Source organism: Glutamicibacter sp. X7 (assembly GCF_054889245.1).
In genome coordinates, this window is record NZ_CM142678.1 from 643340 (window position 1) to 660624 (window position 17285).

11 protein-coding genes are annotated in these 17285 nt (G+C 60.4%); 6 read left to right on the forward strand and 5 right to left on the reverse strand.

Going from position 1 to position 17285, the window contains the following annotated elements; translation table 11 throughout:
* The first annotated feature begins 3 nt into the window (after positions 1 to 3).
* Positions 4 to 852 (forward strand): siderophore-interacting protein, encoded by an 849-nt coding sequence (locus tag ACYU0X_RS03280; protein ID WP_418908397.1) that lies wholly within the window; start codon positions 4 to 6, stop codon positions 850 to 852.
* A 324-nt stretch (positions 853 to 1176) separates the two neighbouring features.
* Here ACYU0X_RS03280 and ACYU0X_RS03285 read toward each other — a convergent pair whose 3' ends face one another.
* Complete coding sequence (locus ACYU0X_RS03285) at positions 1177 to 1785, reverse strand: DNA-3-methyladenine glycosylase I (RefSeq protein WP_418908398.1); 609 nt, start codon at positions 1783 to 1785, stop codon at positions 1177 to 1179.
* A 57-nt stretch (positions 1786 to 1842) separates the two neighbouring features.
* On the opposite strand from ACYU0X_RS03285, the gene ACYU0X_RS03290 reads away from it, so the two are divergent.
* The 4 genes from ACYU0X_RS03290 (at position 1843) to ACYU0X_RS03305 (ending at position 6491) form a co-directional block, all read left to right on the forward strand.
* Complete coding sequence (locus tag ACYU0X_RS03290) at positions 1843 to 2196, forward strand: ArsR/SmtB family transcription factor (protein ID WP_418908399.1); 354 nt, start codon at positions 1843 to 1845, stop codon at positions 2194 to 2196.
* 2 nt (positions 2197 to 2198) lie between these two features.
* Entirely contained in the window at positions 2199 to 3122 is a 924-nt protein-coding gene (locus ACYU0X_RS03295) for a cation diffusion facilitator family transporter (RefSeq protein WP_309408784.1), read from the forward strand.
* A 127-nt stretch (positions 3123 to 3249) separates the two neighbouring features.
* On the forward strand, positions 3250 to 3999 hold the full coding sequence (locus tag ACYU0X_RS03300) for an ABC transporter ATP-binding protein (protein WP_309408783.1): 750 nt from the start codon (positions 3250 to 3252) through the stop codon (positions 3997 to 3999).
* Positions 4000 to 4004: 5 nt separating this feature from the next.
* A complete protein-coding gene (locus tag ACYU0X_RS03305) occupies positions 4005 to 6491 on the forward strand; it encodes an ABC transporter permease (RefSeq protein ID WP_418908400.1) in 2487 nt (828 codons plus the stop codon).
* Between the two features lie 281 nt (positions 6492 to 6772).
* Here the strand turns inward: ACYU0X_RS03305 and ACYU0X_RS03310 are convergent, their stop codons facing one another.
* Genes ACYU0X_RS03310 through ACYU0X_RS03320 form a run of 3 tightly spaced genes read right to left on the reverse strand, consistent with a single transcriptional unit; the run spans position 6773 to position 12225 of the window.
* Complete coding sequence (locus ACYU0X_RS03310; protein ID WP_461902112.1) at positions 6773 to 10102, reverse strand: ATP-binding protein; 3330 nt, start codon at positions 10100 to 10102, stop codon at positions 6773 to 6775.
* Positions 10103 to 10105: 3 nt separating this feature from the next.
* Positions 10106 to 10771 (reverse strand): DUF4194 domain-containing protein, encoded by a 666-nt coding sequence (locus ACYU0X_RS03315; protein WP_418908402.1) that lies wholly within the window; start codon positions 10769 to 10771, stop codon positions 10106 to 10108.
* Complete coding sequence (locus ACYU0X_RS03320; protein WP_461902113.1) at positions 10768 to 12225, reverse strand: DUF3375 domain-containing protein; 1458 nt, start codon at positions 12223 to 12225, stop codon at positions 10768 to 10770. Before ACYU0X_RS03320 ends, ACYU0X_RS03315 begins: the two co-directional genes overlap by 4 nt.
* 293 nt (positions 12226 to 12518) lie before the next feature.
* On the opposite strand from ACYU0X_RS03320, the gene ACYU0X_RS03325 reads away from it, so the two are divergent.
* Positions 12519 to 13787 carry a polysaccharide deacetylase family protein gene (locus ACYU0X_RS03325; protein WP_418908404.1) on the forward strand — a complete coding sequence of 423 codons (1269 nt, stop codon included), beginning with the start codon at positions 12519 to 12521 and terminating at the stop codon, positions 13785 to 13787.
* A 10-nt stretch (positions 13788 to 13797) separates the two neighbouring features.
* Here the strand turns inward: ACYU0X_RS03325 and ACYU0X_RS03330 are convergent, their stop codons facing one another.
* Positions 13798 to 17259 carry a TM0106 family RecB-like putative nuclease gene (locus tag ACYU0X_RS03330; RefSeq protein WP_461902114.1) on the reverse strand — a complete coding sequence of 1154 codons (3462 nt, stop codon included), beginning with the start codon at positions 17257 to 17259 and terminating at the stop codon, positions 13798 to 13800.
* Between the last annotated feature and the right edge of the window lie 26 nt (positions 17260 to 17285).

Below are 17285 nucleotides of genomic sequence, written 5' to 3' on the forward strand. Positions count from 1 at the left end.
CTTGTGTCTAACTCTCGTGAATCCCGACCGGCCCGTCCGCAAGTAGTTCTGCAAGTCTTAGCGCGCCGCGAAGTCTCTGCGCATTTGGTCAGCCTTACCCTCGGAGGCCCTGGGTTCGCCGACTTCGTTGATAAGCCGGTAACAGACCGCTACGTCAAGCTACTCTTTGCCAAGCCAGAGCTGGGCCTCGAGCCTCCCTATGATATGGAGGCGCTGCGCGAGCGGCTAGCCCCGGAAGATATGCCGGTGCGCCGCACGTACACCGTTCGCCGGGTGAACCCGCAAGAGCAAAGCATTGATATCGAGTTCGTGGTTCATGGTGATGAGGGGATCGCCGGACCGTGGGCGCGCAATGCGCAACCCGGTGACACGCTGTGCTTCGTGGGACCTGCGGGAATCTACGCTCCCGATGCAAGCTTTGATCGTCACCTATTGGTCGGCGATGAGACGGCGATTCCGGCAATCAGTGCGGCGCTAGAGTCCATGGATGACTCATTTGTAGCCACTGTGCTGCTTGAGGTTGCTGGCCCCGAAGATGAAATCGAACTACCCCACGCAAAGAGTGTTGATGTGCGCTGGGTGCATCGTGGCGAGGCCTTCTCCCCGGAGTCGACGATCCTTGAACGCGAGGTTCGGGCCCTGCCGTGGCCGGAGGGGCGGATGCAAATCTTTGCCCACGGTGAGCGTGAAGTGATGAAGAACCTTCGCCGCTATTTCCACAATGAGCGAGGGGTGGATCGACGCGACATGTCCCTCTCGGCCTACTGGGCTTTCGGGCGGGCCGAAGATGCTTTCCAGGCCGAAAAGCGCACCCCAGTTGGGCAAATCTTCGAGGAAGCGCCCATCAGCTGACCCTAACTTAGTTCCGCCTAAGAATCTTTTCGAAAAAATACGAAAGTTTCTATTGACCTTATTGGGGGTCGCTGGGCTAAGCTTTAGTCAACGCCTTCTCCGTGTGTGGTCGGAGAAGGCTAAAACTTCGCCGATGACCTCGGCGGGTTTGCCGCCAGGGAATTGCTCAGCCCCGGCGGTCGTCGGGAAACCGGCATCTGTAAGGGGAAAGGGGCTTTGGTGACCTGCTCAGTCACCGGGTCGCATGCAGAATCCCGCCAGGTTTGCACACCCTGGCGGGATTCTGTGGTTAATTGCCCTAGCTTTCCGCGCGGTCCGCGCGCATTAGCCAGGCCAGATTCCGGAGCATCCGCGTCGGTGGGAGCCGAGCAGGTGTGTGTCGATAAGGCCCACCGCTTCCATGAGAGCGAACATCGTGGTGGGTCCGACGAAGCGGAAGCCACGCTTCTTCAATGCCGCGGCCAGCGCCTTCGACTCGACGCTTTGGGTGGGGATTTCATCCATGGCCCGCGGGCAGGGTGTGCGCTCGGGTTTGAAGGACCAGATGAACTCGGCCAAGCCGCCGTCGGCGCGGAGGTCGAGTGTTGCTCGCGCGTTGTTGATCGTCGCCTCGATCTTCAGTCGATTGCGCACGATGGAAGAGTCCTGCATTAGCCGTGTGACATCGTGTTCGGTGAACTGGGCTACCGCCTCAGGTTCAAAGTTCGCGAAGGCTAGGCGGAAATTATCGCGCTTCTTCAAGATGGTGGCCCATGAAAGTCCCGACTGAAAGCCTTCGAGGCTCATGCGTTCAAAGAGCCCCTGCTCATCGCGTATGGGCATGCCCCATTCGGTGTCGTAGTAGTTGCGAAGGATTTCACTGCTGGTGGCCCAGGCGGGGCGGGCTAGGCCGTCGGGTCCCATGATTAGGTCGTTGCTCACGCCGTTAATCATGGCACTTTCGCTGCGGGAGGGGTGGTTTATTGGGGACAAACGGGCTATCATCGCTATATGGCGATAATAGAGTCACTTGGCGATGCAAGGGAACGCGTCGAACTGGCTGCCGTTTTTCATGCACTAGCCGACCCCACGCGTCTTCTGATATTGGAGCACCTGCGCACCGGGGAACACCGCGTGAAGGATCTCACCGAGCATTTGGGTCTGGCGCAAAGCACCGTGAGTGCGCACCTAGCCTGTCTGCGTGACGGTGGATTGGTCTCGGCGCGTAGCCAAGGGCGGGCGAGCTATTTCTCGCTCGTGGACGAACAGCGCATCGCCCGGCTGCTGGCCGAGGCCGGTGCGGCCGCACAACCGCGCGGGCACGAATGGCACGAACACCACATCGAACATGCCGAAGGGAGCTAGCTGTGGGACATAACCACTCGCATCACCAGCACGACTCTGCAGGATCGAATCGCACTCGTCTTGCGTGGGCTTTTGGCATCACCGCCAGCATTCTCGTGGCCGAAATTATCGGCGCCCTGCTGACCAACTCACTCGCCTTGCTGGTGGACGCGGCGCATATGCTCACCGACGCCATGGGGCTCTTGTTGGCGTTGACCGCGGCCCACTTGATTCTGCGTAAACCCACCACCAAGCGAACCTGGGGTTTTCGCCGCGCTGAAGTGCTCTCGGCGACCTTGCAGTCTTCGCTCCTCTTGGCCGTAGGCATCTACGCTGGGATCGACGCCATTCGGCGCCTTTTCGAACCCCCGGAGGTGCAAGCTGCCGGCCTGCTGCTTTTCGGTGTCATCGGTCTCGTTGGCAACTTGATATCCATGTGGATTATCTCGGCTGGAAAGCACGAGAATCTCAATATGCGCGCGGCCTTCCTCGAAGTGCTCAATGATGCGCTCGGCTCGGTGGCTGTCATTATCGCCGCATTGGTTATCGAATTCACCGGTTGGACACGGGCCGACTCCGTGGCCGCCCTGTTGATTAGCGCCTTGATTATTCCTCGAGCAGTGCGACTGCTGGGGGAGACAACCCATATCCTGTTGGAATCCACCCCGCGCGGGCTCGACCTGATTCAGGTGCGCGCCCACCTCGAGGAACAGCCCGGCGTGCTGGCGGTTCATGATCTGCACGCGAGCCAGATCGCTTCGAACCTTCCCGTCCTTTCGGCACATGTGGTCGCCGAGGACGCCATGTTTGACGCGCAAAGCGCAGGAGCCCTGCTCCGAGACTTGCAACGCTGCGTGGCCGACCATTTCGAGGTCAGCATTGAGCACTCGACCTTCCAAATTGAACCTGAGTCACATCACAGCAGCGAACATCACGCACAGTGCTAAAGTGCGCCAGGGATCCTGCGGGGGAGTGGGCGGCAGGTAAATGTCCACCCTAGGTATGAGCCCGGGCGCGCTAAGACCGGTCGCTGGGTCGATCAGATTTGATACAGCTAATTTATAGGCTGTTCATATGACTACAGAAACCCTGAACTCGACCAGCTACGCCGTGCAGGCGCAAGGTCTGTGCAAAAGCTACGGCCATGACTCCACCCGGGTCGACGCCCTGCGCGGCGTAGACGTTGCCATCGAACGATCCCGCTTCACCGCGATCATGGGCCCGTCGGGTTCGGGCAAGTCCACTTTGATGCACTGCCTTGCCGGGCTCGACACGGTGGATGCCGGTGACATCATTATCGGTGGCGTCAATCTCAGCCAGCTGAATGATGACCAGCTGACCACGATGCGCCGCGAACAAATCGGCTTCGTCTTCCAGGCCTTTAACCTCGTGCCCACGCTCAACGCAAAGGACAACATCCTCTTGCCGCTATCGCTCGCGGGCAAGAAATACGATCGTGCGTGGTTCCGCACCGTGATCGACACGTTGGGACTCGGGGAACGCCTCACCCACAAACCACATGAACTCTCCGGCGGACAGCAGCAGCGCGTGGCCGTGGCCCGTGCCCTGCTCACCCGCCCCGAGGTGGTCTTTGGCGACGAGCCCACCGGTAACCTTGACTCGCGCACCGGCGCCGAGGTGCTTTCCCTGCTACGTGCCTCCACACGTGAAATGGGGCAGACCATCATCATGGTGACCCACGATCCGGTAGCCGCCTCCTACGCGGACACCGTGCTGCTGATGAAGGACGGCGAGCTCGTGGGCACCCTTGCGGACCCGACCGTTGCCTCGGTGAGCGAGGCGCTGGCCTCGCTGGCGGAGTAAACGTCATGTTGCAAGTAGCCTTAGCGAATATCAAAACCTATGCACGGCGCTATATTGCCGTGTTGTTGGCGGTGGCCATTGGCACCGCGTTTCTTGGCGCAACGCTCGCGGTGAACTCCTCGACCACCGCGACGCTGAAAAATAGCCTCGGTGATCAGTACAAGAACGCCGACCTCGTGCTGAGCCAAGATCGAAAAACCGCTCCCGATACAGCATCGGCCCTCACCCTGAAAGATGTTGAGGGGCTGCGTGCACTGAATTCGGTGGCCAGCGCCAACGGAACGGCCAACTCGATGGCCTCCATGCGTACCAGCCAAGACCGGTTCGACGTGTTCACCCAGCCGGTGGCCGCCAAGCCGGCCGCATCCCAGACGCTACTCGAAGGCCGCGCGCCCAAGGGCGAGCGAGAGGTGATCCTCGACGTCGAACACGCTAAGTCGATGGAGGTAAACATTGGCGACACCGTCGCCATGGAATTCCCGGGCGAGGAGACCGTAACGGCCGATGCGAAGGTCGTCGGTCTGCAGGCCAGCTCTACGAACCCGATGCGCTCGGGTTATGCTCAGGTTGGTCTGGCCGAGTCGTGGTGGCAGACCGTGACGCCTGAACCGTCGGCTGAGTTTGGGCAGATCGTGATCGACGCCAAGGGCGATGACCCTAGCGCCGCGCGCGAGGAGGTCTCGAAGTACTTCGCCGACCAGAACATCTCCTACATCAAGGTGCTGAGCGCCGACGAGCAAGTAGTTCAAGACGTCGCCCAACTGACCGGCGGCAACGACCAACTCACGATCATCCTGCTGGTATTCGCGATGGTGGCATTGGTTGTCACCGGCCTTGTCGTGATGAACACCTTCTCCGTGGTGATTGCGCAGCGCACCCGCGAACTTGCACTATTGCGAACACTGGGGGCCAAGCGCGGTCAAATCCGCTCCTCGGTGCTCCTGGAGGCTTTGCTGATCGGTATCCTCGCTTCCGCGGTCGGAGTGCTATTGGCGATCGGTCTGCTCGCCGGGCTGATTGCGGTCCTCAAGTCGCTGGTGCCGACCATGAGCTACGCGACGTTGGACTACTCAATGACCGCGATTTGGGTGCCGCTCCTGGTCGGTGTGCTGATGACCGTCCTAGCGGCCTGGGTTCCGGCCCGCCGCGCCATGAAGCTTGCCCCGCTGGCGGCGCTGCGTCCCTTCGACGCGGCTAGTGTCCGCAACCGTGCCGGTGTGCTGCGGATCGTCTTTGGCTCGTTGCTCACCCTTGCCGGAGCCATTGGGCTCGCCGCCGGCATGGTGCTACAGAACCTGCTGATTGCCTTCGCCGGAGGACTCCTGTCCTTCCCCGGCATTTTGATGCTGGCCTCTCTGTTTGTTCCGGGCGCCGTGTTCGGTGTTGGCAAACTGGTTACCTCGGGGTCGGTGGCCGGACGCCTCGCGGCACTGAACTCCGTGCGTAACCCCGGGCGCACCACCGCTACGGCCACGGCACTGCTCATCGGTGTGACCCTCGTGTCGATGATCATGGTTGGCGGGCAAAGCGCCAAGTCGACACTCAATGAAGGCGTTATGGCCGAGTACCCGGTCGACCTGAGCGTCTACTCGGAGAAGCCGTTCAGTGACGACACACGGCAGCAACTTGAGGCTCTGGAATCCGTGCAGGCCACGGCCACGCTACAAATGAAGCAGGCCGAGATCAGCTACTCGGACGGCACCACCATGGAAACGGAACTACAGGTCGTGGATCCGGAAGCCATGCGTAAGGTCGCGCTGAACCAGGACATCGTCCCGGCCGAGGGCCAGCTGGTCTATACGCCATGGAGCGATGAGGAGCTTACGGCGACCATCAGCGGCACCAAGCTTGAAGCCAAGGCTTCTGGAGCGTTGATTTATGCTCCATACATCAGCAAGCAGACCGCCACACAGCTGGGCCTGAAGGATTCGCCTTCGGCCATGGGCGCCTTGATGCTCAAGCTCGATGCCGACCTGAGCCCGTCAGAGGTGCAACAGGCTGCGCAGGATATCGCCGATATCGCCGGCGTCGAAAGCTATCAGGTCTCCGGTGGAGCCATTGAGAAGTCGATGTTCGGTCAGGTCATCGACGTGCTGCTGATGATCGTTTCGGGTCTGCTCGCGGTGGCCGTACTCATCGCGCTGATCGGTGTGGCCAATACCTTGAGCCTGTCGGTTCTCGAACGAACTCGAGAGAATGCGCTCCTGCGTGCGTTGGGCTTGAAGAAGGGCCAGTTGCGTTCCATGTTGGCGACCGAAGCCGTGCTGATCGGCGGGGTCGCGGCACTGCTCGGCATCGTACTGGGCGTCGCTTACGGCTTGATGGGCGCCTATAGTGCCTTGGCCGCCGTGGGTACCGTGCACTTCAGCATCCCTTGGCTGCAGCTGCTGGTGGTGCTGGCTGTGAGCGTTGTCGCCGCGCTGCTGGCTTCGGTCACTCCGGGCCGCAAGGCTGCCCGACTCTCACCGGTGGAGGGTCTAGCCACCGAGTAGGTCTCGTAACCCGGAGTTTGAAAGGGCCCGGTGCCCGTCAACGATCCCATGCGGGAGAGCTGACGGGCACCGGGCCTCGTTCTGTTACCGGCCGGTATCAAGGAATCTCACAGACTAGTTTCCTAAGCTGATGACGATCGTTCTTTTTACTACTGTGTAGAACGTTCCCGTGCTTTCTGGGGAGAAAGCACCCTTGGGGTTCCGGGCCAGTTCGTATATGGCCGGGCTATGCCCGGACCTCAGGGAGAAACTGGCCCGCAGTAGCAGGCGAACCCATTGTTTTAGTCACCCAGCCTGATTGTGGTGGCCACCGCCGGCGAACGCCCCGTAGTCACGAATCCCGAAATATTCGACCCGGGATGTTTGATGATGTCGGTAATCGATCCCAAGTGCCGGCTCAAGTCGATCTTGTCTTCGGGCGCGGCCAAGACCAGGTGGAAACCGAACTCCTGCAGGGCGCGAATGCCCGCCGCCGCATAATCGGCGTTGGCCTGAATGAAGGCTTCATCGATCATCACCGTGCCGTACGAGGTAAAGCCTGCGGCCGCAAAGCCCAGCTGGTAGGCCAGGGCTGCACCCATGATAAATGAGGTGAAGCGCTGCCCCTCGCCACCGGAGAGCGTTCCGGGCTCCAGCCCGGTTTCGATCTCGCCGTTGGTTTTGTGTTCATTGCAGCTGATCACCACATGTTGGCGCACGTCGAGCACGGTAGAACGCCACGCGCTGCGCTGCGGGTCGCTCAAGGCCTGCACGAGTGCTTCGAGCGCCTGATACGAACTAGCGAGGGTGCTTTCTTCCTTGGTCGTATAGGCCTGAGCCAATGCCTGCTTCAGTTCGTTTCGGAACGTCCCGGCTTCGGCAGGAATCGAGTTGCTGACCTCGAGGCGCAGCACCGATCCATGTTCGAAGGGCACATCGGCCAGAATCTGATTCAGCGGCTTAATGCGCTCGGAAATCATCCGGCGTTCCTCATCGAGCAATTGCAGCAGGTCGCTGAAACGCTCGTAGGAACGGTTGGCAAAGTATTCGCGGAACTGCTCCTCATGGTGCGGCAGTCCGTCGGCAACGATTTGCGCGTGAAGCTTGGCGTAATGCTCTGCGGCTTGGGGAGACGTACCGTGCGTTTGTGCCTGAGCCGGACCGAATTCCCGGGCGAAGCGTTTGAAGGTTTCGCTCAGTTCACCGGCGACTTCCTGACGTTCGCTACGCAGCTGATTCAGCTCGGTGCCGAGACTCAACTTGAGATCGGCGAAAATTTCGGTGATCGAATCATTGCTCGGGCACTGTCCTTCGGACAGCTGTGCCAGCAACTGATGGATCGTCGGCTGCTGTGCCAGCTCGGCCGGTACCTGTCCGATCCAGTCCTCGGCGTCCTCGCCGTTGGTGCTGGCAAGCACCTTTTCTGCTCGGGCGATCTGGACAGTGGTATCTTCAATGCGGGCCCGAGTCAGCGCCAGCTCTCCGACTACCGACTCGCTTTGCGCGGTGGCTTCTTCGATATCGGCGCGCACCCGGTGCGTATCACCGGTCAACGTCATTGCGTCGCCGAGCTGCTGCTCCTTGGCGCGGAGTTCGGTCAAAGCGGCCGTGGAGTCCAGTTGCGCGAAGCTACGGTCATCCTGCATAAGGGCGGTGAGCAGCCGCGTCTTGGCCGCCATCTTGTCCTTGGCCGCGGTCCGCTCGGTGGCGGTCTGTTCAGCCTGGGCAATTTCGTCCTGCAGCTTGCGCGCCTTGGCCTGAAGCTCAGAAATCTTTGACTCGTTGGTAAAACCGAGCAGGTACTCGCTGGCCGGCAAGGTTCGGGTATCGCGTTCGTAGCTGCCCTTCCCCGACTTGATCGTGCCGGCTGGGGTGATTGCCTTGGCGTGTAGGTGCATCTGCGCATCAGAATCCACGCACACCAGTGGGTAGTCGGCCGCGATCTTGGCGCGAAGCCACCGCCCCGCCGGCGTGGAGGCGAATTCCAGCTTGCTCACCAGATCGTTGGGTCCTTCGGTGGCTTCACGAGGTGTGGTGGACATATCCGCCCAGCGCACGCGTCCCAGGCCGGAGAGCTGGTCAATGGCGTGGGTGACCTTGGACAGATATTCGCCGGGTACCAGAATGGTGCGCGCCAGCGTTCCCAGTGCCTTCTCGGCGGCCAGGCGCCAGTCGTTCTGCGTGCCGGCCACATCCATGAGTTCACCGGCAAAGGGCAGATCCGATTCGGATAGGGAGCAGGCCGAGGCGATGGCGCGTCGAGCGGCCACCGACCGGTCGTCAATGTTGCTACCTCGGCGCTGGTAAGAGACGATCTGCTCGTTGAGCGTATCGGCACGCTTGCGCAGATTAACCAGTGCGGCCATGGCCTCGTATTGCACCGTTTGCACGTCGGCGGCGATCGATTCCAACTGCTGAAGTCCGCGCGCAGCATTCGCACGAAGCTCATCAAGGCCGGGTCCGCTGAACTCAAACTTCAGCCCTGCCTCGCTGGCCTGCTCCTGAAGTTCGTGGATGACCTGCTGCTTTTCCGCCAAGGTTTTGCGCGCCGCGTCGGCCTCGCGCTCGAGAAGCATCAGTGAGGTGGTACCAGAGTCATTACTGGCCGCGTGCAGGGTTTGCAGCCGGGAGTCGAGCTCCTCTTTACGGGCCACCAATTTTGCCTCGCTGGCCCGCAAGGATTCCAAGCTTTGCGTGTGCCGCTGTAGGTCATTGCGCAATACGTGACGGTGCACCTGGGCTTCGAGCTGGGCGATGTCTGACTCAAGGAGTGTGCTGGTGGCCTCGATCTTGGCACCGAGGGCTCGGTACGTCGCGTCCTGGGCCGGGACCTTGGCCAACACATCGCGTTGCGCCCGAGCGGTGTCCAGCTGCCGGTAAATTCCTCGCAAGTGGGCAAAATCTTCGACCGCGGCGGCGGCGGCCTTCAACGTGGCCGGTTCAGCGAGCACCTCATGACGGAAGAACAGGTTAACGCCCTTGGCTAAGCCCTTGCCGTTCTGCAGGGTACGCAGCAGCGCGAAGGCCTTATCGGATTCGACACCAAGCCGGCGGCGTACCTTCTCAATAAACGCCTTATGCGTATCAAAGGCCTCGGCCGGAGCCAGCGCCTTGGCCAACGAGGACATCGTGAAACGGCGCGGACCGTGATCTTCCAAGTCGGAGATCTGCAGCGGACCTTCACACAGCAAATAGTGCTTCGAGACCTGAGACTCGAGACCTGCATCGGGCAGGTCAAAGACGGCGCCGGCGCTCACCACGTTGCCGAGGCCGTCTTCATAACTCAAGATAATGGCGCTCCAGGTCGCCCCTGGCCGCTGATAGACGGTCCCGGCAGCGGTCTTGAACTTTCGTCCGCGCATGTAGGAGAACGTGGTGCGGCGGTCCTCGCGCGAGACTGCCTCGTTCGCCGATTCATTCAGTCGTGGGCTGGCGAAGAACACATGCCCCATGGCATCGAAGAGCGTGGACTTGCCTACCCCGGGGTGACCGGTGATCAGTGTTCCACGCCGGTCGATCTCCAGGGAATGCAAACCATGGAAGGTTCCCCAGTTGACGATTTGGATACGGCTGAGGCGATGCTGGCCCGGGTTCAGTCCGCCGCCGATGGGCAGGGTCATCTCAATGCTCATGGGTTACTCCTGCACCAATTCGATGGTTTCTTGCGCGGCAGACTCACCATCTGAGCTCACATCCAGCGTGGCTTCATTGGCGTCGATGGCCGCGATATAGGCGGGAATGTCGGAAATGCTGGCTAACGGCAATGCCATGGCGAGCGCCGGCGAAATCCGGTACTCGTCCGGGATTTCCGTGCCAGTCAGCAGACGCAAGGTCAGCAGACGGCCAATAGCCGCGTCGCAGGACTCGGCGAAGCGCTTGTCGTCCCGGTCCCCGGCCGGTCGATGCTCGGCGAGGATCTCGTGCATTGCACTTCGCGATATGGAGGCGTCGCTGCCGGTACCGGCATGCTGCTCGAGCAATAGTCGTAAACGTAAAGCCAGCAGAGTTTCGTCGCGGCGCAGGGCGCGCCGCGGGGCGATCGGTGCGGTATGCGCGTGATCGATCTCAGCTGGGGTGAGCATCGCGATCTTGCGTTCGGCATCGATCGTCAAGAGCAGAAAAATCTCGCTGACGTAGGCCTCGATGCTTTCGCGCTGATCAAGCAGAAGCTGCCAGCCCGTCGGATCGGTGGCACCATCGAGGTAAGGACCACGCAGAAGTCGCACCAGTAGCTGGCGTAGTGCCAGATCGAACCGGCCGCGGTCGCCTTCGAAGAGGGGGTCGGTGATCGGCTGGTTCATAGCGGCTCCTTCGTGAAACTCAGGGCGGGGACTGCGGCGGTGCGGATGCTGCCATCGATTTGGGTGAACTCGAGGGTCAACATGTGGTGTGTATCGAGCGGCTCGGAGTTGACTCGGCCGATCTCGATCAGCGCTCTGATGCTGTTCACATGGCGATCGCTCGGCGGCAAAGAGTGGAACACCTCATCGAGCCCGACCTGACTACCCCGGTCGGTCAGCCGGTCGGTGATGTGTTGGCGAAGCGCTGGCATGTTGGCCTGCGGGGTGCTTGGGGTGCGCACGATATCTTCGGCACTGAACTCGGGAGCCGCAGCCAACGGTGGTGGCGCCACATGCTCGGAGGGATCGTAGATTCCCAGCCCGGATAATGTCACGAACTGTGGGGCGAATAGGCGTAGGGGAGTGAGGGCACTACGTGGCTTGAGCGCGGTGGACCGAGCTACGGCTGTTTCGGCCTCGCGTACCGCGTGGCGTAGTAACTGCGACTCATGGTAGTCCTCGGATTGGATGAAGGCGTGCAGCGATTCGGAAAGCTTGCCGTAGGACTCATGCACCTCGGCAGCCTGACGGCGCAGTTCACGTAGCAGGTTGGTCAGAATATGGCGTTCGGGTGCCTGCAAGTCATCGACGAAATCGCGTTCGAGAACCTCGGCCACGGCCTCGCGGAAGCGCCGCTGCGCTTCGGGAGAGTTGAGGAATTCGGTGAACCCTTGGAAGGTTTCGCCCTCTGCGGTGGAGCGTAGCTGCTTATCGGCGGCCAATACCTGACCAATGGCGACACCCTTAGCCGTGGAGGCATCGACAATATCCTCACGCAGCGAATGCAGCATTTGCAGAACGCCGTCACGCATCCGCTTAAAGTCGGCCGGCAAGCTTGACGCGAGGTCCAGCACCGAACGCGTGGCCGAGAGCGCGCTGGAACGGGAGAGTACTTCGGTGCCATCGCCACGGCGGAGGGCATCGATCTGTGCTTGGCGGGTCGCGATTTGAGCTTCTAAGGCACGGATTCGCGCTTCGGGATCCGGGTCGGTGTCGTGCGCCAAAGACTCCAGCGACGAGAGCAAGGTGTTGAGCCGTGAGGAGTTCAGATGGGAATCCTCGGTGGAAAAGTCGGCCAAGAAACGCAGCACGCGCAAAGTGTGTGCACTGGGTTCATAGACGAAGTGCCCGTCTCGCAGCGGGCGCGCCAAGATGCTCTGGCGTACCCAGAGCTCGGCGTAATCCGCCGCCGTATAGCTAGTGGCCAGCTGTTCGCCGCTCTCGCGCACGACCTTCAGAAATGAATCCAGCGAGGCGTGGAATATTTCCAAAGCCACCTGCGGCTTGTTCGCGGAGAACTCGGCCTGCATAAAACCCAGGGCCCACGGTTGCGTGGTCAACAACCGGTAGGCCGCGGAATTCCTGAACGATTCGGCTTCTTGCCACAAGCGCTTCGCATGCTGCGAGGGCTGCATACTTTTCCTTTGACTTCCGAGGGCCTAACTTGTCAATTCTAGTTCATCGGCGCACCCGTCTCCGAGCGATCTGCGGGCATCGGGCTGGGAGCTAACGCACAGTACCGGTTTGCCCACGCCACGAAGCTCGCCACTGGCTCCGTGGTGTTTGCGGGCACCACACCTCACGCAAAGTGAATTCATGAAGTGGATTGTCAGTCTTTATTCCTTCACGTGACCACCGAAAATGTGTAGGGTCGACAGCAAGATAGCGATGTGGTGCAAGAAGGCACGAAACAGCGAAGGGGCCTGGGATGCGGAGCTCGCAACTAGTATCGGCATTACTCATTGGCGCTCTAGTGCTCAGTGGCTGTAGCGCTCAGCCGACGAGCGACCCGACCGAATCGTCCTCTGCTTCATCCTCCGGGCCAACCGCCCAAGAAAAAGAGGCTGCCCGGGTTAGCCAGGTGAAGGAAGAGATCAACCGTCTTGCCGATGGTTACGATCTAGACGCAGCCATCAAGCTGGCCGAGAGCGACTCCAACGAGCAGATCACCTCGATGGTTCGGGGCCTGAAAGAGGAAAAAGAAGATCTCGTGGCCTGGAAGTCGCCGCAGAAAATTTCGCATCTGTTCTTCCACTCGCTCGTGGTTGATCCCAAGCGTGCCTTCGATGGCGACGAAGACGCGCAGGGATATAAGGACTACATGGTGACGCAGAAAGAGTTCGAGGCGATATTGGCCGAGCTCTACAAGCGTGACTACGTACTCGTGAACCCGCATGATTTCGCTGGACTCAATAAGAAGGGAAAGATGGCCTACCGGAAGATCAAACTTCCCAAAGGCAAAACCCCACTGGTCATATCGGTCGATGATCTGAGCTATTACGAGTACATGGAGGACGATGGATTCGCCAGTAAGCTCATCATCGATAATGACGGCAAGGTCCGTAACCTCTACGTGGACGGAAAAGGCAAGGAACATGTAGGCGCTTACGACGTCACGACGTTGATTGACGACTTCGTCGCCGAGCATCCAGACTTTTCCTACCGCGGAGCCCGTGGCATCGTGGCGCTGACCGGCTACAACGGTATTTTCGGCTATCGCACCTCGGCCAGTCAGTACAAGGACAGTAAGACGCTGAAGAAAGATCAGCAGACAGCACAGAAGATCGCTGAAGCAATGAAGGACACCGGTTGGGTGTTCGCGTCGCATTCCTGGGGCCACATCGCCACCGGAACCGTAAGCATGGACCGTTTTGACCGTGACCGCAAGCTTTGGCGCAAGGAAGTTCGCCCTCTGATCGGAGACACCGATCAGTTCATTTTCCCCTTCGGCTCGGAACTGGCCGGCGTGGGCACCTATCATTCGGCACGCTATCGTGCACTGGCGAAAGATGGGTTCGACTTTTTCTATGGAGTCGACGGCACCACCACCTCGTGGATGCAGCAGGGTGAGAAGTATCAGCGGCAGATGCGGATCAACATCGACGGATTGCAGTTTGCCAAGCAACGCAAAGGCGACCGGCCCGTGCTGGACGATTTCTTTGATGTCGACAAGGTTATCGACCCAGCACGGAAATAGTCGTTGGACTCTATGAGAGATTGAGGAACGCGCCGAGCTGCTCCAACGCTGGAATGCTGGTGGGCAGGAAGTTTGTCAGATCGGGCGACCGTACGATCACCGCGCGCCATTGACCACGTGAGATGGCAACGTTGATGCGGTTGCGATTGAGCAGAAAGTCGATACCACGGGCCGCATCCTCGGCCGAAGAGCATGCCATGCTCACCAGCACGACCGGTGCTTCCTGCCCTTGGAACTTATCCACTGTGCCGACCTTTACACCGGCTAGGCCATGAGCCTGAAGAGTTTCGCGCAGCAGATTGACCTGCGCGTTGTAGGCTGCCACGACAAGTATGTCCTCTTCCGCTAAAGGTCGGGTCTCCTGCGACTCATCAGCGGCCCAGGCCAGCCCCAGGTGCTCCTGAACCATCTCCACGATGGCCGCGGCTTCTTCGGGGCTACTGGTGGTATTTCCTCGGTGCGGTACCAGGCGTGTCTGCACTCCGGCGCTTGGGCCGCGCAACGTACGGGCAGCAGCGGCCGGAGTGGACCCCAACTGGCGGTCATAGCTCAACGCCGAGACCTTGGAACAGAGCTCGGGATGCATCCGCCACGAATTCGCAAGGAAATAGCCCAGATGTGGTGGAAGCGTGGGATGGCCTGCGGACAGCCACCCCAATGCCGACTCGTCCACCGGTTGTGGGTGAGAGCCCTGAGTGACCTGCGGCAGCTGCTGTGGATCGCCCAAAAGCAGCAGGTTGCGCGCTGCTACGGCCACGGCGAGCGTATTGGCTAAGGAGAATTGCCCTGCCTCATCGATGACTAGCAAGTCCAAGCTGGCGCGGGGCACCGAGGAGCCGGTGAGCGTCCAGGCGGTACCGCCTATCAATCCGCCACCGTCGGCGGCGAGTAATGCCGCCACGTCCTTCTTTGTGCGCGCCTGCCAGGGAACGTTGCGTTCTGCCGGCACCTCCTTGGCGACCAGATCTTGGGGCAATCCGGCGGCGATCGTCTTGATCAGTACGTTTTCGACTACCGCATGAGATTGGGCCACCACCCCGACCTTCCAGCCCTCTAGTACCAATTCCTTGATCACATGCGAGGCGACGAAGGTTTTTCCGGTTCCGGGAGGGCCCTGTACCGCCAGATACGAGTGGTCAAGGTCGCGTACGGCCGTCAGGACCGCTGGATACACCTGCGGTAGTTCATCGACCACCGCAGGGGTCGGAGGCTCACTCAAGGATTTGAATCGCGGAGGAAGCCGGCGCAGGAGATCCAAGGCCGCATTGCGCGGCAGTTCCGGAACCGTCGCGCCGACCGTCTGGGCTATTTCGCTGAGTGCCGCTTCGATGCTTTTGGTGGCGATAGGACTCGGCGGAGTTAATGCCAGCGGAAACGCTCCGTACGTCGGAATCTTCGCGCTACTTTTTTCCTTAACCTCCAAATACCCCTTGCCGATGCTGAGCACGGTGGTGTTAAAGGCGCCGCCGCGTTCGGCGGTCTCGTTCTCCATACCTTCGGGCAGTGGGGAGGCGAACATGGCGAAAAATGCGCTCCCTGGCGCTACCAATGAGCCCTCAGCCAGTGTGCCCCGTAACCGGGTAATGCGTGTGAACGTGCGGGCTCGCTCGGTCTCCTTATGCCAGTCCTCCAGGACTTGAGCACTGCTCACGGTGAAGACTCCGCGCTGCTCGCTCCAGTCGTCCAGCGGGGCGGAGAGCCTATCGAAATGCTCCCACCAATACTGCTTGCGTTCGCGGCGGTGATAGCCGGTGGCGGCCGCCACCATGGCGATAGCGCGCTCATCGTCGCTGAACTGGTGGCTTGCCGGTAAGGCATTCAAATACTCATGTAGCCGCTGTTCTTCTGGGCTTGGTTCGGCTTCGGAATTAGGTAGCGGTTCTTCGATGGCTCGAGGCCCGCGGCAGTTCTCCGGGCCACCGATCAAGTCCAACAGCCAGTCGCGCAGTCGCAGGGTCGACAGGCAGTCGTACTCGTTGTAGTCGGCGATGGAATCCAGGATGTGCTGAGCGCGGATCGAATCGCCGTTGGCCAGCGCATCGCTGTAGTGAGCGTAGGCGACGACCGAGGCCCCGGCATCCGTGACCTCTCCTGACCGCAGGTGCTCACCCATGTAGAGCGGCTCGAGTTTTTTGATGGAGTAGGAACGAGCCGAGACCAGCAAAGATTGGCGTACCGTCTCATAGAGATCGACCAGTAACCCGTCGCGAAGCCATTGGTCGATATCGTCTTCGGCGCTAACATGGATCTGCGAAAGTTTACGCAGAGCCGTTTTTTCATAGGGTGCGTAATGGTAGACGTGCATCTGCGGGAAACGACGTCGTCGTTCGTTGACGTACTCGACGAAGTCTAGGAAAGCCACGCGTTCCTCGGCGCGGTTATGCGCCCAGAAAGGCCGGAACACCGGTTCCCCGGTGTCGTACTCGATCACGCCGAAGAGATATTCCAGACCCCACGAGAGGTCATGAGGGTCCTGATACATTGGGTCGCCCTCGAAGTCGAAGAAGATGTCCCCGGCATCGGGTTGCGGTAGCCGCTTAATGCTCTCCGTGGATTTGAGCTTGTACCGCACCTGGTCAACGGCCCCGTCGTATTCGATGGTGCCCAACTGCATTTGCGCCTGCTCGACATATCGGGCGCGTGAACTGCCAGCGGTGGCAGTGGCCTGGGCGAGCTCGTCAATCGTGAAAATGCCCTCTTTACGCAGGGTCGCACGTTGCGCCAGCGACATACCGGCGACGAGAAGCAGATCGCGGTGTTCCGCAACCTGTTCGGCACAAAAATCGCAGCGCCCGCACACGCGCAGCGAGTCGCCGTCCCAAGGCACCTGGCGATCTGCTTCCCGGTGAGCCCGAACGAGATCTAAGAAGTGGCGACGCTGTGCGTGGAACACCGGAAGAATTTCCGCGATTCGGTGTTCACTCGTGCTGTCATCGCCCAGGACGAGACTGGCCACCGGGTGCACGGCGATCCCCTCGGCCTGCAGCTGGTCTGCGTAGGCGGCGAGTTGTAGTAGCGCAGACACGCGAGCATGTCTGGCCAACTTGGTGTCCCACACCGCCCAGCTGCCGTCGGGTTGGCGCACGAGGAAGTCGGCAAAGCCCACCATGTGCCCATCGAAAAACGTCGCCTGAAAGACCACGTCGGCCCCGGAACGCAGCACCTCCATAGTCGCTTCATGGGCTGCCCGAAGCGCGGACTCACTCATTTCAGGACGGTCGGCAAATTCCTTGACCCCGGTGGCGGTGACCGGATCGTAAGCGCCGAAGCGTTCGCGCAGCCGAGCAAGCACCCGTTGCTCATGTGCGTCGCCAAGGACCGCAGTGCGCTCGAGCATTTCGTCGGTTGCGAAGTCTGGTTTCGCGCGGCGTCCGAGCTTCACATCCAACAGATAGAGGCACTGGTATTCGCAACCTACGGCTACCGAGATATCACTGGGGGAGTAAATGAAGTTTTGTCCCTGAAAAAACACGGTGACCAGTGCCTCTCATCGAGCCG

What these genes read in the sequence shown, in the direction of transcription:
- ACYU0X_RS03285 (WP_418908398.1), bottom strand. Translation starts at nt 1,785, where the DNA reads ATGATTAACGGCGTGAGCAACGACCTAATCATGGGACCCGACGGCCTA.
- ACYU0X_RS03310 (WP_461902112.1), bottom strand. Translation starts at nt 10,102, where the DNA reads ATGAGCATTGAGATGACCCTGCCCATCGGCGGCGGACTGAACCCGGGC.
- ACYU0X_RS03305 (WP_418908400.1), top strand. Translation starts at nt 4,005, where the DNA reads ATGTTGCAAGTAGCCTTAGCGAATATCAAAACCTATGCACGGCGCTAT.
- ACYU0X_RS03325 (WP_418908404.1), top strand. Translation starts at nt 12,519, where the DNA reads ATGCGGAGCTCGCAACTAGTATCGGCATTACTCATTGGCGCTCTAGTG.
- ACYU0X_RS03315 (WP_418908402.1), bottom strand. Translation starts at nt 10,771, where the DNA reads ATGAACCAGCCGATCACCGACCCCCTCTTCGAAGGCGACCGCGGCCGG.
- ACYU0X_RS03320 (WP_461902113.1), bottom strand. Translation starts at nt 12,225, where the DNA reads ATGCAGCCCTCGCAGCATGCGAAGCGCTTGTGGCAAGAAGCCGAATCG.
- ACYU0X_RS03290 (WP_418908399.1), top strand. Translation starts at nt 1,843, where the DNA reads ATGGCGATAATAGAGTCACTTGGCGATGCAAGGGAACGCGTCGAACTG.
- ACYU0X_RS03300 (WP_309408783.1), top strand. Translation starts at nt 3,250, where the DNA reads ATGACTACAGAAACCCTGAACTCGACCAGCTACGCCGTGCAGGCGCAA.